Annotated in this window: 11 protein-coding genes; 6 read left to right on the forward strand and 5 right to left on the reverse strand. The window is 63.7% G+C overall.

The features are described 5' to 3' along the window. The first annotated feature begins 83 nt into the window (after nt 1-83). Genes GSQ76_RS30660 through GSQ76_RS30670 form a run of 3 tightly spaced genes read left to right on the forward strand, consistent with a single transcriptional unit; the run spans nt 84 to nt 4,278 of the window. Nucleotides 84-710 carry a TetR/AcrR family transcriptional regulator gene (locus GSQ76_RS30660; RefSeq protein ID WP_256367038.1) on the forward strand — a complete coding sequence of 209 codons (627 nt, stop codon included), beginning with the start codon at nt 84-86 and terminating at the stop codon, nt 708-710. Next, nucleotides 707-2,314, forward strand: a complete 1,608-nt coding sequence (locus GSQ76_RS30665; RefSeq protein ID WP_408837557.1) for an acyl-CoA carboxylase subunit beta — start codon at nt 707-709, stop codon at nt 2,312-2,314. Before GSQ76_RS30660 ends, GSQ76_RS30665 begins: the two co-directional genes overlap by 4 nt. Before the next feature lie 2 nt (nt 2,315-2,316). Next, complete coding sequence (locus GSQ76_RS30670) at nt 2,317-4,278, forward strand: biotin carboxylase N-terminal domain-containing protein (RefSeq protein ID WP_254070731.1); 1,962 nt, start codon at nt 2,317-2,319, stop codon at nt 4,276-4,278. On the opposite strand, the gene GSQ76_RS30675 is transcribed toward GSQ76_RS30670, so the two are convergent. The 3 genes from GSQ76_RS30675 to GSQ76_RS30685 all read right to left on the reverse strand — a co-directional run bounded on the left by GSQ76_RS30675 (nt 4,266) and on the right by GSQ76_RS30685 (nt 6,893). Further along, nucleotides 4,266-4,727, reverse strand: a complete 462-nt coding sequence (locus GSQ76_RS30675) for a MaoC/PaaZ C-terminal domain-containing protein (protein WP_158747868.1) — start codon at nt 4,725-4,727, stop codon at nt 4,266-4,268. The two genes, GSQ76_RS30670 and GSQ76_RS30675, sit on opposite strands and share 13 nt — an antisense overlap. 10 nt (nt 4,728-4,737) lie before the next feature. Then, nucleotides 4,738-6,354 carry an acyl-CoA synthetase gene (locus GSQ76_RS30680; protein ID WP_158747869.1) on the reverse strand — a complete coding sequence of 539 codons (1,617 nt, stop codon included), beginning with the start codon at nt 6,352-6,354 and terminating at the stop codon, nt 4,738-4,740. Nucleotides 6,355-6,488: 134 nt separating this feature from the next. Further along, nucleotides 6,489-6,893, reverse strand: a complete 405-nt coding sequence (locus tag GSQ76_RS30685) for a hypothetical protein (RefSeq protein ID WP_158747870.1) — start codon at nt 6,891-6,893, stop codon at nt 6,489-6,491. A gap of 150 nt (nt 6,894-7,043) precedes the next feature. Here GSQ76_RS30685 and GSQ76_RS30690 point away from each other — a divergent pair, with 150 nt between their 5' ends. Next, a complete protein-coding gene (locus GSQ76_RS30690) occupies nt 7,044-8,138 on the forward strand; it encodes a peptidyl-alpha-hydroxyglycine alpha-amidating lyase family protein (protein WP_158747871.1) in 1,095 nt (364 codons plus the stop codon). 551 nt (nt 8,139-8,689) lie between these two features. On the opposite strand, the gene GSQ76_RS30695 is transcribed toward GSQ76_RS30690, so the two are convergent. After that, nucleotides 8,690-10,819 (reverse strand): hypothetical protein, encoded by a 2,130-nt coding sequence (locus tag GSQ76_RS30695; protein ID WP_158747872.1) that lies wholly within the window; start codon nt 10,817-10,819, stop codon nt 8,690-8,692. A 23-nt stretch (nt 10,820-10,842) separates the two neighbouring features. Continuing rightward, nucleotides 10,843-12,171, reverse strand: coding sequence for an esterase family protein (locus tag GSQ76_RS30700; protein ID WP_158747873.1), 1,329 nt, complete (start codon nt 12,169-12,171; stop codon nt 10,843-10,845). A 549-nt stretch (nt 12,172-12,720) separates the two neighbouring features. On the opposite strand from GSQ76_RS30700, the gene GSQ76_RS30710 reads away from it, so the two are divergent. Next, nucleotides 12,721-14,385 (forward strand): ABC transporter substrate-binding protein, encoded by a 1,665-nt coding sequence (locus GSQ76_RS30710; protein WP_158747874.1) that lies wholly within the window; start codon nt 12,721-12,723, stop codon nt 14,383-14,385. Further along, nucleotides 14,372-15,290: ABC transporter permease (locus tag GSQ76_RS30715; RefSeq protein ID WP_254070732.1), on the forward strand; the 919-nt coding region annotated here is incomplete at its 3' end. The genes GSQ76_RS30710 and GSQ76_RS30715, both read left to right, overlap by 14 nt.

Below are 15,290 nucleotides of genomic sequence, written 5' to 3' on the forward strand. Positions count from 1 at the left end.
GTACGGGCCGTCGTCAATGTCGGCCAGCCTTGACCGACAAAGCGAAACCTGCCTAACACTTGTACGGTTTTGAAAGTTGTTGAGTGGCAGTTGCGACAGAAGCCAGTTCGTCCAGGCGGCTCGTTTTGGATTGCGCCGCCAGGTTGTTCCGGCGCGACGGTTACGCCGCTGTCAGCCTGCGCGACATCGCAACCGAGAGTGGGATGAAGGCTGGCAGCCTGTATCATCACTTCGAATCCAAAGACGTTATTGTCGTCGAGATCCTGAACACCGGCGTCCAACGGGTGCACGAGGCGGTGGAGCGCGCAATTGCTGCCTTGCCTGCCAACGCATCGACGGCGCAGGCCATTACCGCCGCGATCCAGGCGCATCTGCGGGCACTGCATGAATCCGGTGACTATACCTCCGCGAACATCCGGATCTTCGGCCAAGTGCCGCACGCGATCCGTGCCGGGCACATCGCGGTGCGCCGGTCGTACGAGGCGCTCTGGGCGGAGCTGCTCGGCCGGGGGGTGAAATCTGGCCAGTTGCGAGCCGACGTCAACGTCACCAGCCTGCGCGCGTTTTTGCTGGGTGCGATGAACAACACGCTGGAGTGGCTGGAACCGCGACGTGGCGTTGTCACCCGCGTCGCGAATGACCTGGCGACCGTCATCCTCGATGGCGCATCCGTCACCAGGGTCCCCCTCGCCATCGCTCGGAAGGCCTGAAGATGCCCATCCTCGCAAGTCGCACCGACCCGAACGCCGCCATGTTCGCGACGAACGCCCAGGCTTACGAAGCGCTGCTGGAAACCCTGCGCGATCGCGTCCGCATCTTGGCAAACGGCGGTGGCACCGCCATGGTCGACCGGCATCGCGACCGCAAGAAGATCGTGGTGCGGGAGCGGATTGACATGCTGGTCGACCCGCTGAGCCCATTCCTGGAGATTTGCCCGCTGGCGGCCTGGGGCTTGTATGACAACGAAGTGCCGGCCGCGGGGTTGGTGATCGGGGTCGGCGTGGTCCACGGCACGCCCTGCATGATCATCGCCAACGACGCCACGGTGAAGGGCGGCAGCTTCTTTCCCGAAACCGTGGCCAAGCACGTCCGCGCGCAGGAGATCGCATGGGAGAACCGCCTCCCCTGTCTGTATCTGGTGGATTGCGGCGGCGCCTATCTGCCGGAACAAGACCGGGTGTTCCCCGGCAAGGACCATTTCGGCACGACGTTCCTCAACCAATGCCGCATGTCGGCAAACGGCGTCCCGCAGATCGCGGCGGTGTTCGGCGGCTGCACCGCCGGGGGCGCCTACATTCCGGCCCTGGCGGACGAGGTGGTGATGGTCCGTGGCAATGCGCGCATTCATCTCGGCGGTCCCGAGATCGTCAAGGCGGCGATCAAGGAGGTGGTGGACGCAGAAACCCTGGGCGGCGCCGAAATGCACACGCTGGTGTCCGGGGTGAACGATTACCTGGTCGATACCGAGGCCGAGGCTCTCCTGACCCTGCGCGACATCGTCGCCAAGCTGAACCGCGCCACGCCGCAACACATGGCGACGCGCCCGCCCATGCCGCCCAAATCTGACCCGGCCGACCTGGGCGGCATCATTCCAGCGGACGCCAAGACACCCTACGACGTGCGGGACGTCATCGCGCGCCTGACCGACGGCAGTGATTTCCAGGAGTTTAAGCCGGCCTGGGGCGCCACCCTGGTTTGCGGCTTTGCCCACATGCACGGCCAACCCGTCGGCATCCTTGCCAATAACGGCGTCCTATTCGCGGAGTCTGCAGTCAAGGGCGCCCACTTCATCGAATTGTGCAACCAGCGCAACATCCCATTGCTGTTCCTGCAGAACATCACCGGCTTCATGGTGGGGACCGAGGCGGAGCGCGGGGGGATTGCCAAGCACAGCGCCAAACTGGTCTATGCGGTGTCCACGGCGCGCGTGCCCCGGTTCACCGTCATCATAGGCGGGTCCTATGGCGCCGGAAACTACGGCATGTGCGGCCGCGGCTTCGCCCCGCGCTTCCTGTTCGCCTGGCCGAACGCACGGATCGCGACGATGAGCCCCGAAGTTGCCACCACTGTACTCACCGAGCTGCGTGGCCGCAGCCTGAAGCGGGGCGCCGCATCGGGCGCTGAAATGGACGACCTCGCAGATCGTACCACCCGACAATTCACCGAGCAGAGCGACCCGTACTACGCCACCGCACGCCTATGGGATGACGGGATCATCGAGCCGCAGGACACAAGAGACGTGATCGGCCTATGCCTCGCCCTGGCTGCCGCGACGCCACGAGAGACCGGCCTCAGCCCCGTGTTCAGGATGTAACCGTGATATTCGAATCTGTCCTGATCGCCAATCGCGGCGAGATCGCCTGTCGCATCATTCGCACCTGTCGCCGGCTGGGCATCCGCACCATTGCCGTCTACTCCGCAGCCGATGCCGGCGCGCTGCACGTGTCGCTGGCCGATGAAAGCCATTGCATCGGCCCGGCGGAGGCGGCGCGCAGCTACTTGCTGCCCGCGGCGATCATCGCCGCCGCGCTGGCACACCGCGCCAGCGCGATCCATCCCGGCTACGGCTTCCTGTCGGAGCGGATCGAGCTTGCCGAACTATGCGCCGAGAACGCCATTACGTGGATCGGCCCGTCGCCGCGCTGCATCGCATCGATGGGCTCCAAGATCGAGTCGAAGCGATTGGCGGCGGCGCACGGTGTGCCGAGCGTGCCGGGCTACCACGGCGACGACCAGGCGCCCGAGCGACTGCTGCGGGAGGCGGTGGCGATCGGCTTCCCCGTCCTGATCAAGGCGAGTGCCGGCGGCGGCGGTCGCGGGATGCGCCGTGTGGACGAACCGGGTCGGTTCATCGACGACCTCACCACCGCGAAGGCCGAGGCGATGGCGGCGTTCGGCGACGATCGGGTATTGTTGGAACGCTTCATCACGCGGCCACGGCATCTGGAAGTGCAGCTCGCCGGCGACAAGCACGGCAACCTGATCCACGTGTTCGAGCGCGAGTGCTCGATCCAGCGCAACTATCAGAAATTGGTGGAGGAGGCGCCGGCAGCCCACCTTCCGGCAGAAACCCGCGCCAGGTTGCTGGAGGCCGCGGTTCGGCTGGGTCAAGCCATCCAGTATGACTCGCTCGGCACGGTAGAATTCATCCTGGAGGCGGGGGAGTCGCAGCCGTACTTCCTGGAGATGAATACCCGTCTGCAGGTCGAGCATCCCGTGACGGAGATGATCACCGGGCTGGACCTAGTGGAATTGCAGTTGCGGATCGCGGCAGGCGAAACCCTGCCGCTCGTGCAGGCGGATGTGCGCGAGCAGGGCCATGCGATCGAGTTGCGGTTGAATGCCGAAGACCCCGCCGCCGGGTTCGGCCCGCAACTGGGCACCATCACCCAATACCACGAGCCGAGCGGGCCTGGCTTGCGGATCGACAGCGGCGTTCGCGTCGGCAGCGAGGTCACCCCCTATTACGATTCCATGTTGCTGAAGCTGATCGCGCATGCCGGTGACCGAGCGGGTGCCGTAACGCGATTGGATGGGGCGTTGCGCCGCCTGGTCGTGCTGGGCACGGGGACGAACCAGGCTTTCCTGCGGGACATCATCCGCTCGCCGGCATTCAACGGCGTGCTGACGACGCTTTTCATTCCGGAGAATTTCCCGGGCGGCTGGGAGGCGCCCGTGCCGCCGATGTCGGTCTTGGCCGCGGTCGCCGTTGCCATGGCGCTGCAATGCCGCGCGGACATCGTGCAGGCCGCACCCGGCGCCTGGGGCACATTGGCCGGGTTCCGCACGGCCACCCGCGCCGGGTTGCAGGCGCGATGCCGCATGCAGTTGCAGCCCCCCACCGGCGACCCGGTGACGCTCGACGTCGTGGCGACGCCGGACGGCCCACGCGCAATGCTGGATGGCGCACTGCTGCCGCTGCCGAGCGAGCCGGCAATCCTGCAACTGGCCGACGGCAGCGCCCACGTGGCGAGCGATGGCGCCAGTTGGGTCATCGCCGCCCTGCCGCTGGTTCAGGCACTCGGGCGCAAGCAATCGCGTGACCAGGCCAGTGGCTCCAACATCGTCGCAGCGATGCCGGGCGTGGTAGCCAAGGTGCTGGTGGTGCTAGGACAGGTGGTCCGGCGCGGCGATGTGGTGGTGGTGCAGGAGGCGATGAAGCTGATGATGCCGCTCGCCGCCTCCCTCGATGGCACCGTGCGCGCGGTGCATTGCGTCCCAGGCCAGATCGTGGCGGGCGGCGCGCTCCTGGTCGAGATCGAACCTCAGGCCGCGTAGGCCGGCGGGCCGGGCGTGCGACGCATCAGCAGGCGGCAAGTCCCGGCCTGCGTCGTCTCGCCCTTCTGGTTCATCATCGCGAATCGCAGGCCAACCACGCCGCGGTCGTCCTTCTTGGACGGGCGCGCCTCGGTCACGGCAATTTCAGCGTGCAAGGTGTCACCGGCGCGAACCGGCGCCTTGAACTCCCATTGCACCGACAGCAGGGCGATGACCGTGCCGTCGATGAGGTCCAACCGGGATGCCAGGCCGAACGCCAGGCCGATGCCGAACGGGCCATGTGCGATACGGGTGCCGAACTCGGTCGTTGCGGCGAACTCGGCATCCGTATGAACCGGGTTGTAGTCACCCGTCAGCCCCGCAAAGGTGCCGATATCGGCCTCCGTAATGGTGCGACCCGGCGTACGGAACGTCGCGTCTACGGCGAATTGCTCGAAATAGCGACCCATTATGCGCCTCCTAACCCGGGCTACGGCGGTTACGCAGCTCGCGCCGCATGATCTTTCCGGTGATGGTCATCGGCAGCGCGTCCAGGAACTCGATCTCGCGCGGATATTCGTGGCCGGACAGCCGGGTTTTGACGTAGGCCTGGATGTCGGCGACCAGTTCGGGGCCAGGGTCGAAGCCATCGCGCGGAACGACGAAGGCCTTGACCACTTCCCCGCGCAACGCATCCGGCACGCCGATGACGGCCACCATCGCCACCGCCGGGTGGCCGGCCACGCAGCCTTCGACTTCATCTGGCCCGATGCGGTAGCCGGCGCTGATGATCACGTCGTCATCGCGACCGTGGAACCAGAAATACCCGGCGTCGTCGCAAACGCCCAAATCCCCCGTTAGCAACCAGTCGCCACGAAACTTGCGGGCCGTCGCATCGGGGTTGCGCCAGTATTGCAGGAACATCACCGGGTCGGGCGCACGCACGGCGATCGACCCGGCCTGCCCCGCAGGTAGGACGGCCCCATCCTCGCCGATGACGGCAACCCGATGGCCGGGCACGGCGCGGCCCATCGATCCGTCCCGCGTGGGCATCAGAGTGGCGCAATTGCCGATGACGAGATTGACCTCGGTTTGGCCGTAGAATTCGTTGATCGTTACGCCGAACGTGGCCCGCCCCCAATCGAGCATGTCGGCACCCATGCGTTCCCCACCGCTGGCCACACTGCGCATCTGCACCGGGGACCGGGGCGCGGCCTGCTGACGCATGATCTTCAGCGCGGTGGGCGGCATGAAGGCGTTGCGGATTTCGTGTCGGCGCAGCAGGTCGAACGCGATGTCCGCGTCGAATTTCGGCAGCCGGCAGGCCACTACCGGGATGGCGTGATACAGGGCCGGGAGCAACACATCCAACAACCCACCAGCCCACGCCCAATCCGCCGGCGTCCAGATGCGGTCGCCCTGTTGCGGGAAGAAATCATGCGGAAACTCCACCCCCGGCAGGATGCCAAGCAGCACGCGATGGGCGTGCAACACGCCCTTAGGCTGCCCAGTCGTGCCGGAGGTATATAGAATCAGCGCCGGGTCATCGGCCAGCGTGTCGACACAGGCATGACTCGACGACGCGCGGGACATCAGGTCCTGGAACCCGAGCACGTTCGGACCGCGGCCCCCCTCGATGTCGATCACCGTGCGTAGCGTCGGCAGCCCCGCCCAGATCGGCTGGATTTTCGCGAGGCCGACATCGGCGGTCACCACGACGCAGGCCTCGCTGTCCCGCAGGCGATACTCGATTGCCTCCGGGCCAAAGAGGCTGAACAGGGGCAGCGCGATCGCGCCCATACGATAGGCGGCCAGATGCGCCACCAGGGTTTCCGGCCCCTGTGGCAACAGGATCGCGACGCGGTCGCCTCGCTGGACGCCAAGCGCGATGAGCGCGTTGGCAAAGCGACGGGATAGGTCCAGCAGATCCTCAAACGAGTAACGGGTCACCGCGCCATTGGCGTCCTGGTAGATCAACGCCTCGCGCCCTGCCCCGACATGGCGCTCGCATACCGCGTAGGCGATGTTGAAACGCGGCGGTACATCCCAGACGAAGCGGGCAACGGTGTCCTCGTAGCTGCTTCCGCGTATCAACATCGTGCGCTTCCTCGTGATCGGCCTGCCGATCTTCGTCGGCCTAACAAACGTTTGACAGCAACACGCTAGGGCATACCGCGAATGCGCGCAATTCGGACACGGCGATGCACAGCATCGATGTCAGAGAATCGCTGTCACCAAAGCGGCATACCCGCACCAGAGCGGTAGGCCGCAACTATTTTGTCAGCCAGCTTCAAATCCGGATTTCTGGCAAGTGGCTCGCAGGTAGCAATCGGGGCGGCGGCGGCGAAGTTTTCCAGTGCTTCGTCTTCGGCATAGGACATCGCAGCCCCTATCCTGTCTCGTTGTCGCGCCTCGGGCAGGCCGGGTTCCGAAGATGCACCACGAGACCCCAACGCCTGGATTTCCGCTTGGCGGAGATCAGCCGCCCAACGGTCGTCACGCAGACCACAAAGCGGGCTGGTTGTCGCAATCGATCCGAAGCGAACGGCATAGTCTAGTTGCGACTGCGTCTGGGCAGATCCAATGTCCGGCCAGACCAAAGGCAAAAAACAGATCAGACACGGCACGAACTTCATGGTCGTTTTCTCCCCCGGTTTCATCCCTACGGCTATCGCACCGGACAAAAAAGCCAAATGCGGAATAGCCGGTCTTGACAAGGCGCGCCGGTCGTCCCCCTCATCAGGCCAGCGGCCGCAGAGCCGTGGGTTGTTCCGGGAGACCAGATCATGCGGCGTCTGATGGCAATCTTGCTGTTCCTGCCCCTTTCGGCTTTGGCGCAAACGCCGGTTGTCCCGGAAATCCCGTTTGACTCGGTCCCAGACTTCATCAAGCTACCACCAGACATGTTCTTGGGCGAAGCGGCGGGCGTTGCCGTGAACAAAGCGGGAAATGTGTTCATCTTCTCCCGCGGCAATACCACGGGCCCGGCATATGCTGCTGCCGCGGCCCAGTTGCTGGAATTTAAACCCGACGGCACGTACCTGCGCGAAGTCGGCCACAATCTCTACGCCTGGTCCTTCGCCCATTCAGTCAAGATCGACCCTCAGGACAACATTTGGGCGGCCGACAAAGGCTCGGATATGGTGATCAAGTTTACACCAGCTGGACGGGTCGCAATGGTCTTCGGACGCAAGCAGGAGGCGTCGGACGAGGACACTGGGCCTGTCAAACATCCAAAGCCACCAGCTGCTCCCATCGACGGTTGGTTTCGACAAGTAACCGATGTCGCATGGGACGCTGCAGGTAACGGCTATATCAGCGACGGTTATATCAACTCTCGCGTGGCCAAGGTATCGCCCGACGGCACATGGCTCGGGTCCTTCGGCACTCCGGGCAACGGTCCGCTGCAATTCAATACGCCGCATAGCATTGCCGTCGATCAGCAAGACAATATCTACGTCGCCGATCGCGGCAATGGCCGGATTCAAGTCTTGGACACCAGTGGCAAGTTTTTGCGCCAAATCGTCATCAACGTGCCCGTACCGCCAGGCTCGCACGCTGCCATCGGTCCAACGCCAGACATCAATGGCATTGCAGCAGGTTATGGCGGGACGACAAAGACGATGGCTCCGGGATCACCATGGGCGATTTGCATCACGCCCGGGCCACATCAAGTGATGTATGCCTCAGACGCCTACCCCGGCCGCATTTATAAACTGGCGCTCGATGGAACAGTGCTGGGCGTACTTGGCCGGGCAGGAAAGCAGCTCAAGGAGTTTGGCTGGATCCACCAGATCGCATGCCCATCTGAAAACGAGATCTATGTGGCTGAGCTGCTGAACTGGCGGATCCAAAAGCTCGAACTGCACCCCGCGCCCTGAAGCGGCCGAATTTTGCACGAGTGAACAAGCCACCTGCTTCGAATTGCGGCAGCGGCTTCGGTTGGCGTTTGACGAGCCTCAGGGCTCCGGTGTGTTCGCCGCTCGCTTGGGCTTCGGACCATGAGCAGCGATTGAAACCGCCGGAAGCTCCGTATTGACGCTGGCACTCCCGCCAGCGATCACGGCGGCGCTATGATCCCCTCTGGTGCGCGCGGCGCCGTGCGGGACGCCTGGGCCGCCCCCCTTCCTCGCCGGGGTCGCGCCCGCGGGGGCATTCACCCCGACATTCCCACCTGCGACGATAGCGGGTGAGGAGTCCCCGGTGCTACTCGCCGAAATGCCCCTCGACCAGCTTCCAATCACCCAAACGACTAATCCGAGCGCACCAATGCCGAACAGGCCGATTGTGATCAGATGCACCGCGGCCGCCTGGTCTGCGGCAGGCATTTTACCGACTGTACCGATCAGTTTGTCACCGAGCAGCACGACGGCGCCCAATGCGATTCCTCCCACGCCCGCAATCTTACCGAGCGTTGCCAAGCCACCGATGCTCATGTGGGCGCCCCTTCATACTGTGCCACCGCAGCCTTCGCCCGCTCCACCCAGGCAATCATGCCCTCAGCCGTAAACAGCGTTACCGCCTCACCGGCTCGCCGGGCCGCCGCCGCCTTGTCGCCCGACGCTGCCAACGCTTCCGCAAGATTGAGGCGGGTTCCGGCCGCGTCCGCCCGCATACCTGCGTGGTCCCAAACATCGAGGGCCACCTGCAGCCGGATTTGAGCCTCGCGCGCCTGTTGAAGAATCCCGCCGAGGTCGAAGGACGCGAGTAGCGCCGTGCCGAGATTGGTTTGTCCAGTCGCATGTTGGATCGGCATGCTTTCGAGCGGCCACTCTGCCAAGGCATCGCGCAACGCATCGACCGCAAGCCGGATGTCCTCTCGATTTTTCTTGGATTTGCCTCGGAGTTGCAACGCAATTCCCAGACTGGAGGAACACGATGCCCAAAGCAGCGGGTAGCTCGCGCGCGAAATGCCCTGACGAGCCGCTGAGTACGTGGCGATTGCCTTGTCTAGAAGTAGTCCATCCCGAAGAAAACTGCTCCGCTGCGACAGCACATTCGCCAAATTGATGGATGCATGGCCCCAGGACTGCGGATCCCGTTCCGGCGTGAATACCTCGAGTGCGGCGCGGAAAGCGACTTCGGCTTGCTGTAGCACCGAATCGTCTTCCAATAGTCCGCCCCGCCTCGCCAAGGCCGTGCCCAGACCGTTCGTCGACTCGGCCCAATCGATTGGAACGCGGTCGCGCCTGCGCTCCTCAAGCGCCCGGTCGAAGCGTTTTTCGGCCTCGTCCAGATCAGCCGTGCCGCCTTTTCGCCCGGCGATTTCGACCAGCAGGTTGCCCGTATTATGCTGGACCAAGGCCCAGGCGAGCGGCCACTTGGCGCGGGTCAGCCGCTCCCCGGCCATTTCATTTGCCTGCAACGCTCTGTCTAGTGTCGTGGAACCCTGCTCGCGTTCGCCTAAACTTTTCAGGACCGTCGCAAAATTCGCCAATACGCCAGCGACGCGCCGCGGCTCCTTATCAGTGTCTATCTTGCTCAGCGCTTGCGCATAAGCAGACGCCGCAGCATTCAAAATGGCAGTGTTTCTGCTTCGGCGGCCAATTTGGCCGAAGGCAATGCCTATCGAGGTCTGGATGGTGATCCAGTTGTCGTTGTCTGACTCACCCGGGCAATATTTGAGCGCAAGTTCGAAGGTCCCAATTGCCTCAAATAAGCGCTTGGGATCCGATTCCCGTGTACCCAGTGCAGTACGTGCACGCCCGAGGGCGAGCAGCACCGTCAGCCTCGCACTTTGCGCGACAGCATCGTCTCCGATTAGGCCATCATAAGTCTTGATCGCTTGCAGAAGCGCGCCATTGTCACCTTGGTCGATCCCCTGCCGCTCCAACGCCTCGCCCCGCAGCATCGTCAGATTGAACCACATGTTGGATCGGCCTTTGGGCAAGGCTTCCAGCGCTGAGTCAAACAGTTGGGCCGCATCGCCGAACCGCAAGGCCGCCAGCGCCAACAACCCGCGGCCGGCGCGCACCTCCGCAACCTTCGCCAGGCGTTCTTCCGCTTGCGCTTGCAGGGCATCAGCAGCCCTCATCTCAGCTTGTTCCGCCTGTGCCAGCAGCCTATCCGCGGTCGCGTAATCGCCGAGTTCGTTGGCAGCCTTCGCGTCGTCGAGTAGCCTCTGGGTGTCTTCATCGGCAGAGGCGAGGCTTGCGATCCGCTCGCCGGCAGCCCGATACTTCTCGCCAAGCTCGCTCAATGTCTCCAGAAGATGATCCGGACCAACCCGTTTCTCGCCCATGATGCGCAGGAAATTGAGTATGGCTTCCTTGGTCGCTCCAATCTGCGCCGCAAGGTCAGCGACTGCTTTGGCGTGGGATGCGGTAGCACCGGTGACGGCTGCCGCGACCAGTATCTGCACCTCATCGGCACTATAGCCCTGGACGACCGAGACATCGCCACCAGCATTAATGGCCGGACTGTAGGCGCCGGTAGTCCGCGCGTCCTGGGCTGGCTTCCCAAAAAGGCTCACGTTACGGTCCCCCGACACGGTGCCATATCTTATCTCAAGTCCGTATCGGTTGTGAAACGCAATCGTCGGGACGTCCGGATCTGGCTCCATTGGATCCGCCGAGCCAGTCTGGGCTATTGAATGGGATAGTCCTTCCACAGCCATTCAAGCGCAGTTGGCAAGGTTTGCGCCACGACCGGGCGGTCGACGTGCTTGGCATTGCGCGCGAAGACGAATTGATAGTGGTAGCCCTTCGCAGCCAGCACCTTCGCCATGCCCTCGTTGGCCAGCACCCAGTCGTGCATACCGTCGGCCATGCCGGCAACAGGGTAGAACAAGTCCTGGTCGCCGACCTCGAACCAAAAGCGGATGGGCTTGGTTACGCTGTTGGGGATCAGCGGAGCGCCGGCGGGTGCCTCGGTCGGCGTCACGGTATTGACGGTCACCGTTAGCCTGGGGATGGCTGGCCCGGGCCATCCGGCATGATATTCCCATGCGCCGCCCGGTAGGGCCGTGTCATGTGGCCATTGCTGGTTCACCATGGTTGGTGAGTAGGCGAGCACCTTGTGGTAGAGTTCGGGGTGGAACCAGGCCATGGTGAAAGCGGCCGCACCGCTCGAGCTGACGCCCATCGTCGCCCGGCCCTCCGGATCTTTGGTGAGCTTGGCACCGGAATGCTGCTCCACCAGCGGAAGTACTTCCCGCTCCACCCACTCCGCATATGCGCCGGAAACGGTGTCATACTCACGCCCGCGCTCGCTGCCTTGTGCATCCTGCCCCCCTGCAGCAATACCGATGGCGATCATCGCAGGGACGCGGTGTTGCTGGATCAGGCTATCAAGCGTGGTGAACAAGTCGCGGCCGGGATAAGAGCCAGTCGCCCCGCCATCGCCGAAGACAATGAACGGCGCAGTCGTGCCACGGACATATTGGGCGGGGACATAGACGTCGATGGTGCGCGTCCAAGCGCCGGGGTGGCTGGTCGGGACGATCATGTTCGACCGGTCGCCGGGGGCAGTTTGCGCAGCATTGACCGAGCCGTTGCGACAATCCAGCGGGTCGTCACGGATCATGCCGGGATTGTAGATCACGCTGTCGCTGGACGAGACGGTAAAGGACACGATAGTGCCGTGTGGGACTGCGTCCTGTGCAACGGTTTCGGGCGCAGGTCGATGGGTCGGCCCGATGATAAAGTTACCCTCGGCCCCACTGGGCGGCAAGGTTTCATCGGCCAGCGTGGTCGCGCGCGCATAGTTGGGATTGGCCGGGTCTCGCGTCGGGGGTGCCGTGGCCAGGTCCAACCCAGTCGTGTCGATGAAAAACGGAGATGACCGGTCGGTGATGTTTGCACCCGGCGGAACCGCCCCGTTATTCGGGGTACAGGCTGGTTGCGCAATCGCACATGGAACGATCCATATCGCGGCCAGCATTATCCCACCGATGACCGCTTTACGATGGATCATTTCTGGCCACTCCCTTTTCGGCAAGTTTTATATGCCCTGGGCGGAGGCTATCGCCGGAGCGCCCAGCCGGTCAAATCAGCCGCGACGCAGCCAGGAGCATGCGACCTGGGAGGCAACATCTGGGCAGTCGCCTAAGGCCTTTCCTTCGGACGGCGTGACGGCGCTCCGTGACGGCGTCGCTCCCCCCTCGGCTGGGCTGCAGCCGAAGTGGCACCATCCATCGATCACCTGCTCGGGGGGGATCCCCTGCTGATCCCCAGTTGCAGTCGGCCGCCGCCAGCGCCTCGGCAGCGACAGCGAGGTCGATTGATTGCAGGCGCGCGTCGGCGGCCGAAGGCGTCTGCGACTGCTGCGAGGATGTCCAGTGCCCGAACGAGAGGAAGCCAATCTTTTTTATGGGCCGCAGACTACCGCCCTTCCGGCTCCCCGGCAGCAAGCCCCAGCAACAAGGGCCAGCAACAAGCCCCAGGAACAAGCGAGGCTGGGGATTGCTCATGGCAGCGCTTTCGATCCATCCTGCATGCTGCACTGCGATATGGATAGACGCCGATGCCGCTGACCCGCCGGACTACTCTGGCCGCACTGCCCGCCCTGATTGCGGTGGCAGGCAACAAAGCACGCGCCCAGGGTAGCCAGAATCCGGGTGGACAGAATCCGGGTGGACAGAATCCGGGTAGCCCGAACCTGGGTGGCCCAGATCCGGGCGACCCAAAGCGAGGCGGCACGCTGACGGTGGTGCTGCAATCCGAACCCACGGCGCTGGTGTCGGCGTTCACGGTGCTGACCTGGTCGCTCTCCGTCAGTGCCAAAGTGGTGGAAGGGTTGCTGGACTATGACAACGACCTGAACCCACTGCCACAGCTGGCGATGAAATGGGACGTGGCGGCGGACGGATTATCCTACCATTTCAGCCTGCGCCCCGGCGTGAAATGGCATGACGGACAGGATTTCACTTCGGCCGACGTCGCGTTCAGCATCCTGCTGCTGAAGCGGCTACACCCACGCGGGCGCAGCACCTTCGCCAACGTCACCGCCGTGGAAACGCCCGATCCGCTGACGGCAGTGTTCCGCCTGTCCAAACCCGCGCCGTATATGATCAAGGCGCTCGTTGCCGCAGAAACACCGATCCTGCCGAAGCATATCTACGAACAAGGCGACCCGGTTGCCAATCCGGCGAATAATGCCCCAATCGGCACCGGGCCGTTCCGGTTCAAGGAATGGTCACGCGGCAATTACGCACTATACGAGCGCAATGCGGCGTATTGGGACGCACCAAAGCCCTACCTCGACCAGCTTATCGTCAAGTTCGTGCCCGACCCGGCAGCACGTTCGGTGCTATTCGAAACCGGGCAGGCCGACCTGGGTTATCGCACCCCCGTGGCACTGAACGATGTGGAGCGATTGAAGGCCAATCCGAAACTGCGCTTCGACCCGCGCGGCAATACCTACTCATTCAATGTCACCCGGTTGGAATTCAACCTGGACAACAAGTATTTCGCCAAACCCGAAGTCCGCCAGGCCATCGCGCATCTGATGGACCGGACCCTGATCTGCAAGGCCGCCTATTACGGGCTAGCAGTGCCTTGCGCCTCCCCCATCGCACCGGGCCTGAAGGCGTTCTATGACCCGGCGCCCTCGCCCTATCCGTTCGATGTCAAGGCGGCGGAGGCCTTGCTGGACAAAGCCGGTTTCCCGCGGGGGCCCGATCGCACACGCTTCCACGTCACGCTCGACTACAACCCATCGGGCGAGGACCAGAAGCGAACCGGCGATATCGTGCGTGCATTGCTCGGGCGGGCCGGCATTGCCGTGGATATCCGGGCGCAGGACATGGGCAGTTTCGTGCGCCGGGTCTATAGCGACCGGGAGTTCGAGTTCACCATCAACGGCGCCAGCAATCTGTTCGACCCGACGGTCGGTGTGCAGCGTTTGTATTGGTCGAAGAACTTCATCAAGGGCGTCCCCTTCTCCAACTGCACGCACTACAGCAGCCCGGAGGTCGACAAGCTGCTGGAGGACGCGGCGGTGGAAAACGACCCGGCGAAACGCGTGGCGCTGTTCAAACAGTTCCAACAAACCGTGGCCAAGGATGTGCCGGACCTGAACCTGTGTTCTCCCGTATTCCTGACGCTGTCCAACACGCGAGTACATAATGAGTTGCTGACGGCGGAGGGCGTCGAATCCAACCTTGGCAGCGTGTTTGTCGACGCCTAGCCGCGTCTGGACCACGCTGCGCCGCGCAGCGGTTCACGCCATCCCAACCATCATCGGCATTCTGGTGCTGGATTTCCTGCTGCTGCAACTGATGCCCGGCGATGCGGCGGACGTGCTGGCGGGCGAGTCCGGCGGGGCCACCAGCGAAGGCATGGCCGCGCTGCGCAGCCGTTTCGGGCTGGACCAGCCGGTGCTGATCCAACTAGGCACCTATTTGTGGCATCTGGTGCATCTGGACCTGGGCATGTCGGCGCGGTTCAACGTGCCCGTGGCCCGTCTGGTGCTGGACCGGCTGCCAAACACGCTTCTGCTGATGGTGAGCGCAATGGTGATCGCGCTGGTCGTTGGCGTTGTGGTGGGGTGCGTCATGGCAGCGTTCGCCGGCCGTTGGGTCGACAGGGTGCTGCAGGTGGTGGTGCTGCTATGCTACTCCACGCCGGGCTTCTGGATCGGGCTGATGGCAATCGTGCTGTTCTCGGTCAAGCTCCGTTGGCTGCCGGGCAATGGCAACGAAACGGTGGCGGCCAACCTGCATGGTCTGGCCTGGATGTTCGACCGGATGCGATATCTGGTGCTGCCTGCGGCCAGCCTGTCGTTGTTCTTCGTTGCCGTCTATGCGCGGCTCATACGGGCCAGCCTGCTAGAGGTGCAGCGGCTGGACTTCATCCGGGCCGCCGCGGCCAAGGGGCTGCACCCGATCGTGCTGCAATTGCGCCACGCCCTGCCGAATGCGCTCATCCCCATCACCACGGTGGCCGGGCTGCATCTGGGCAATCTGCTGGGCGGCGCGGTGGTGGTGGAGACCGTCTATGGCTGGCCGGGCATGGGCCGCCTGGCGCTAGAGGCGGTATTGGGCCGCGATTATGGCCTGCTGCTCGGCGTGCTGCTGCTGTCCAGCCTGTTGG

It is taken from the genome of Acidisphaera sp. L21, assembly GCF_009765685.1.
GTDB lineage: Bacteria > Pseudomonadota > Alphaproteobacteria > Acetobacterales > Acetobacteraceae > LMUY01.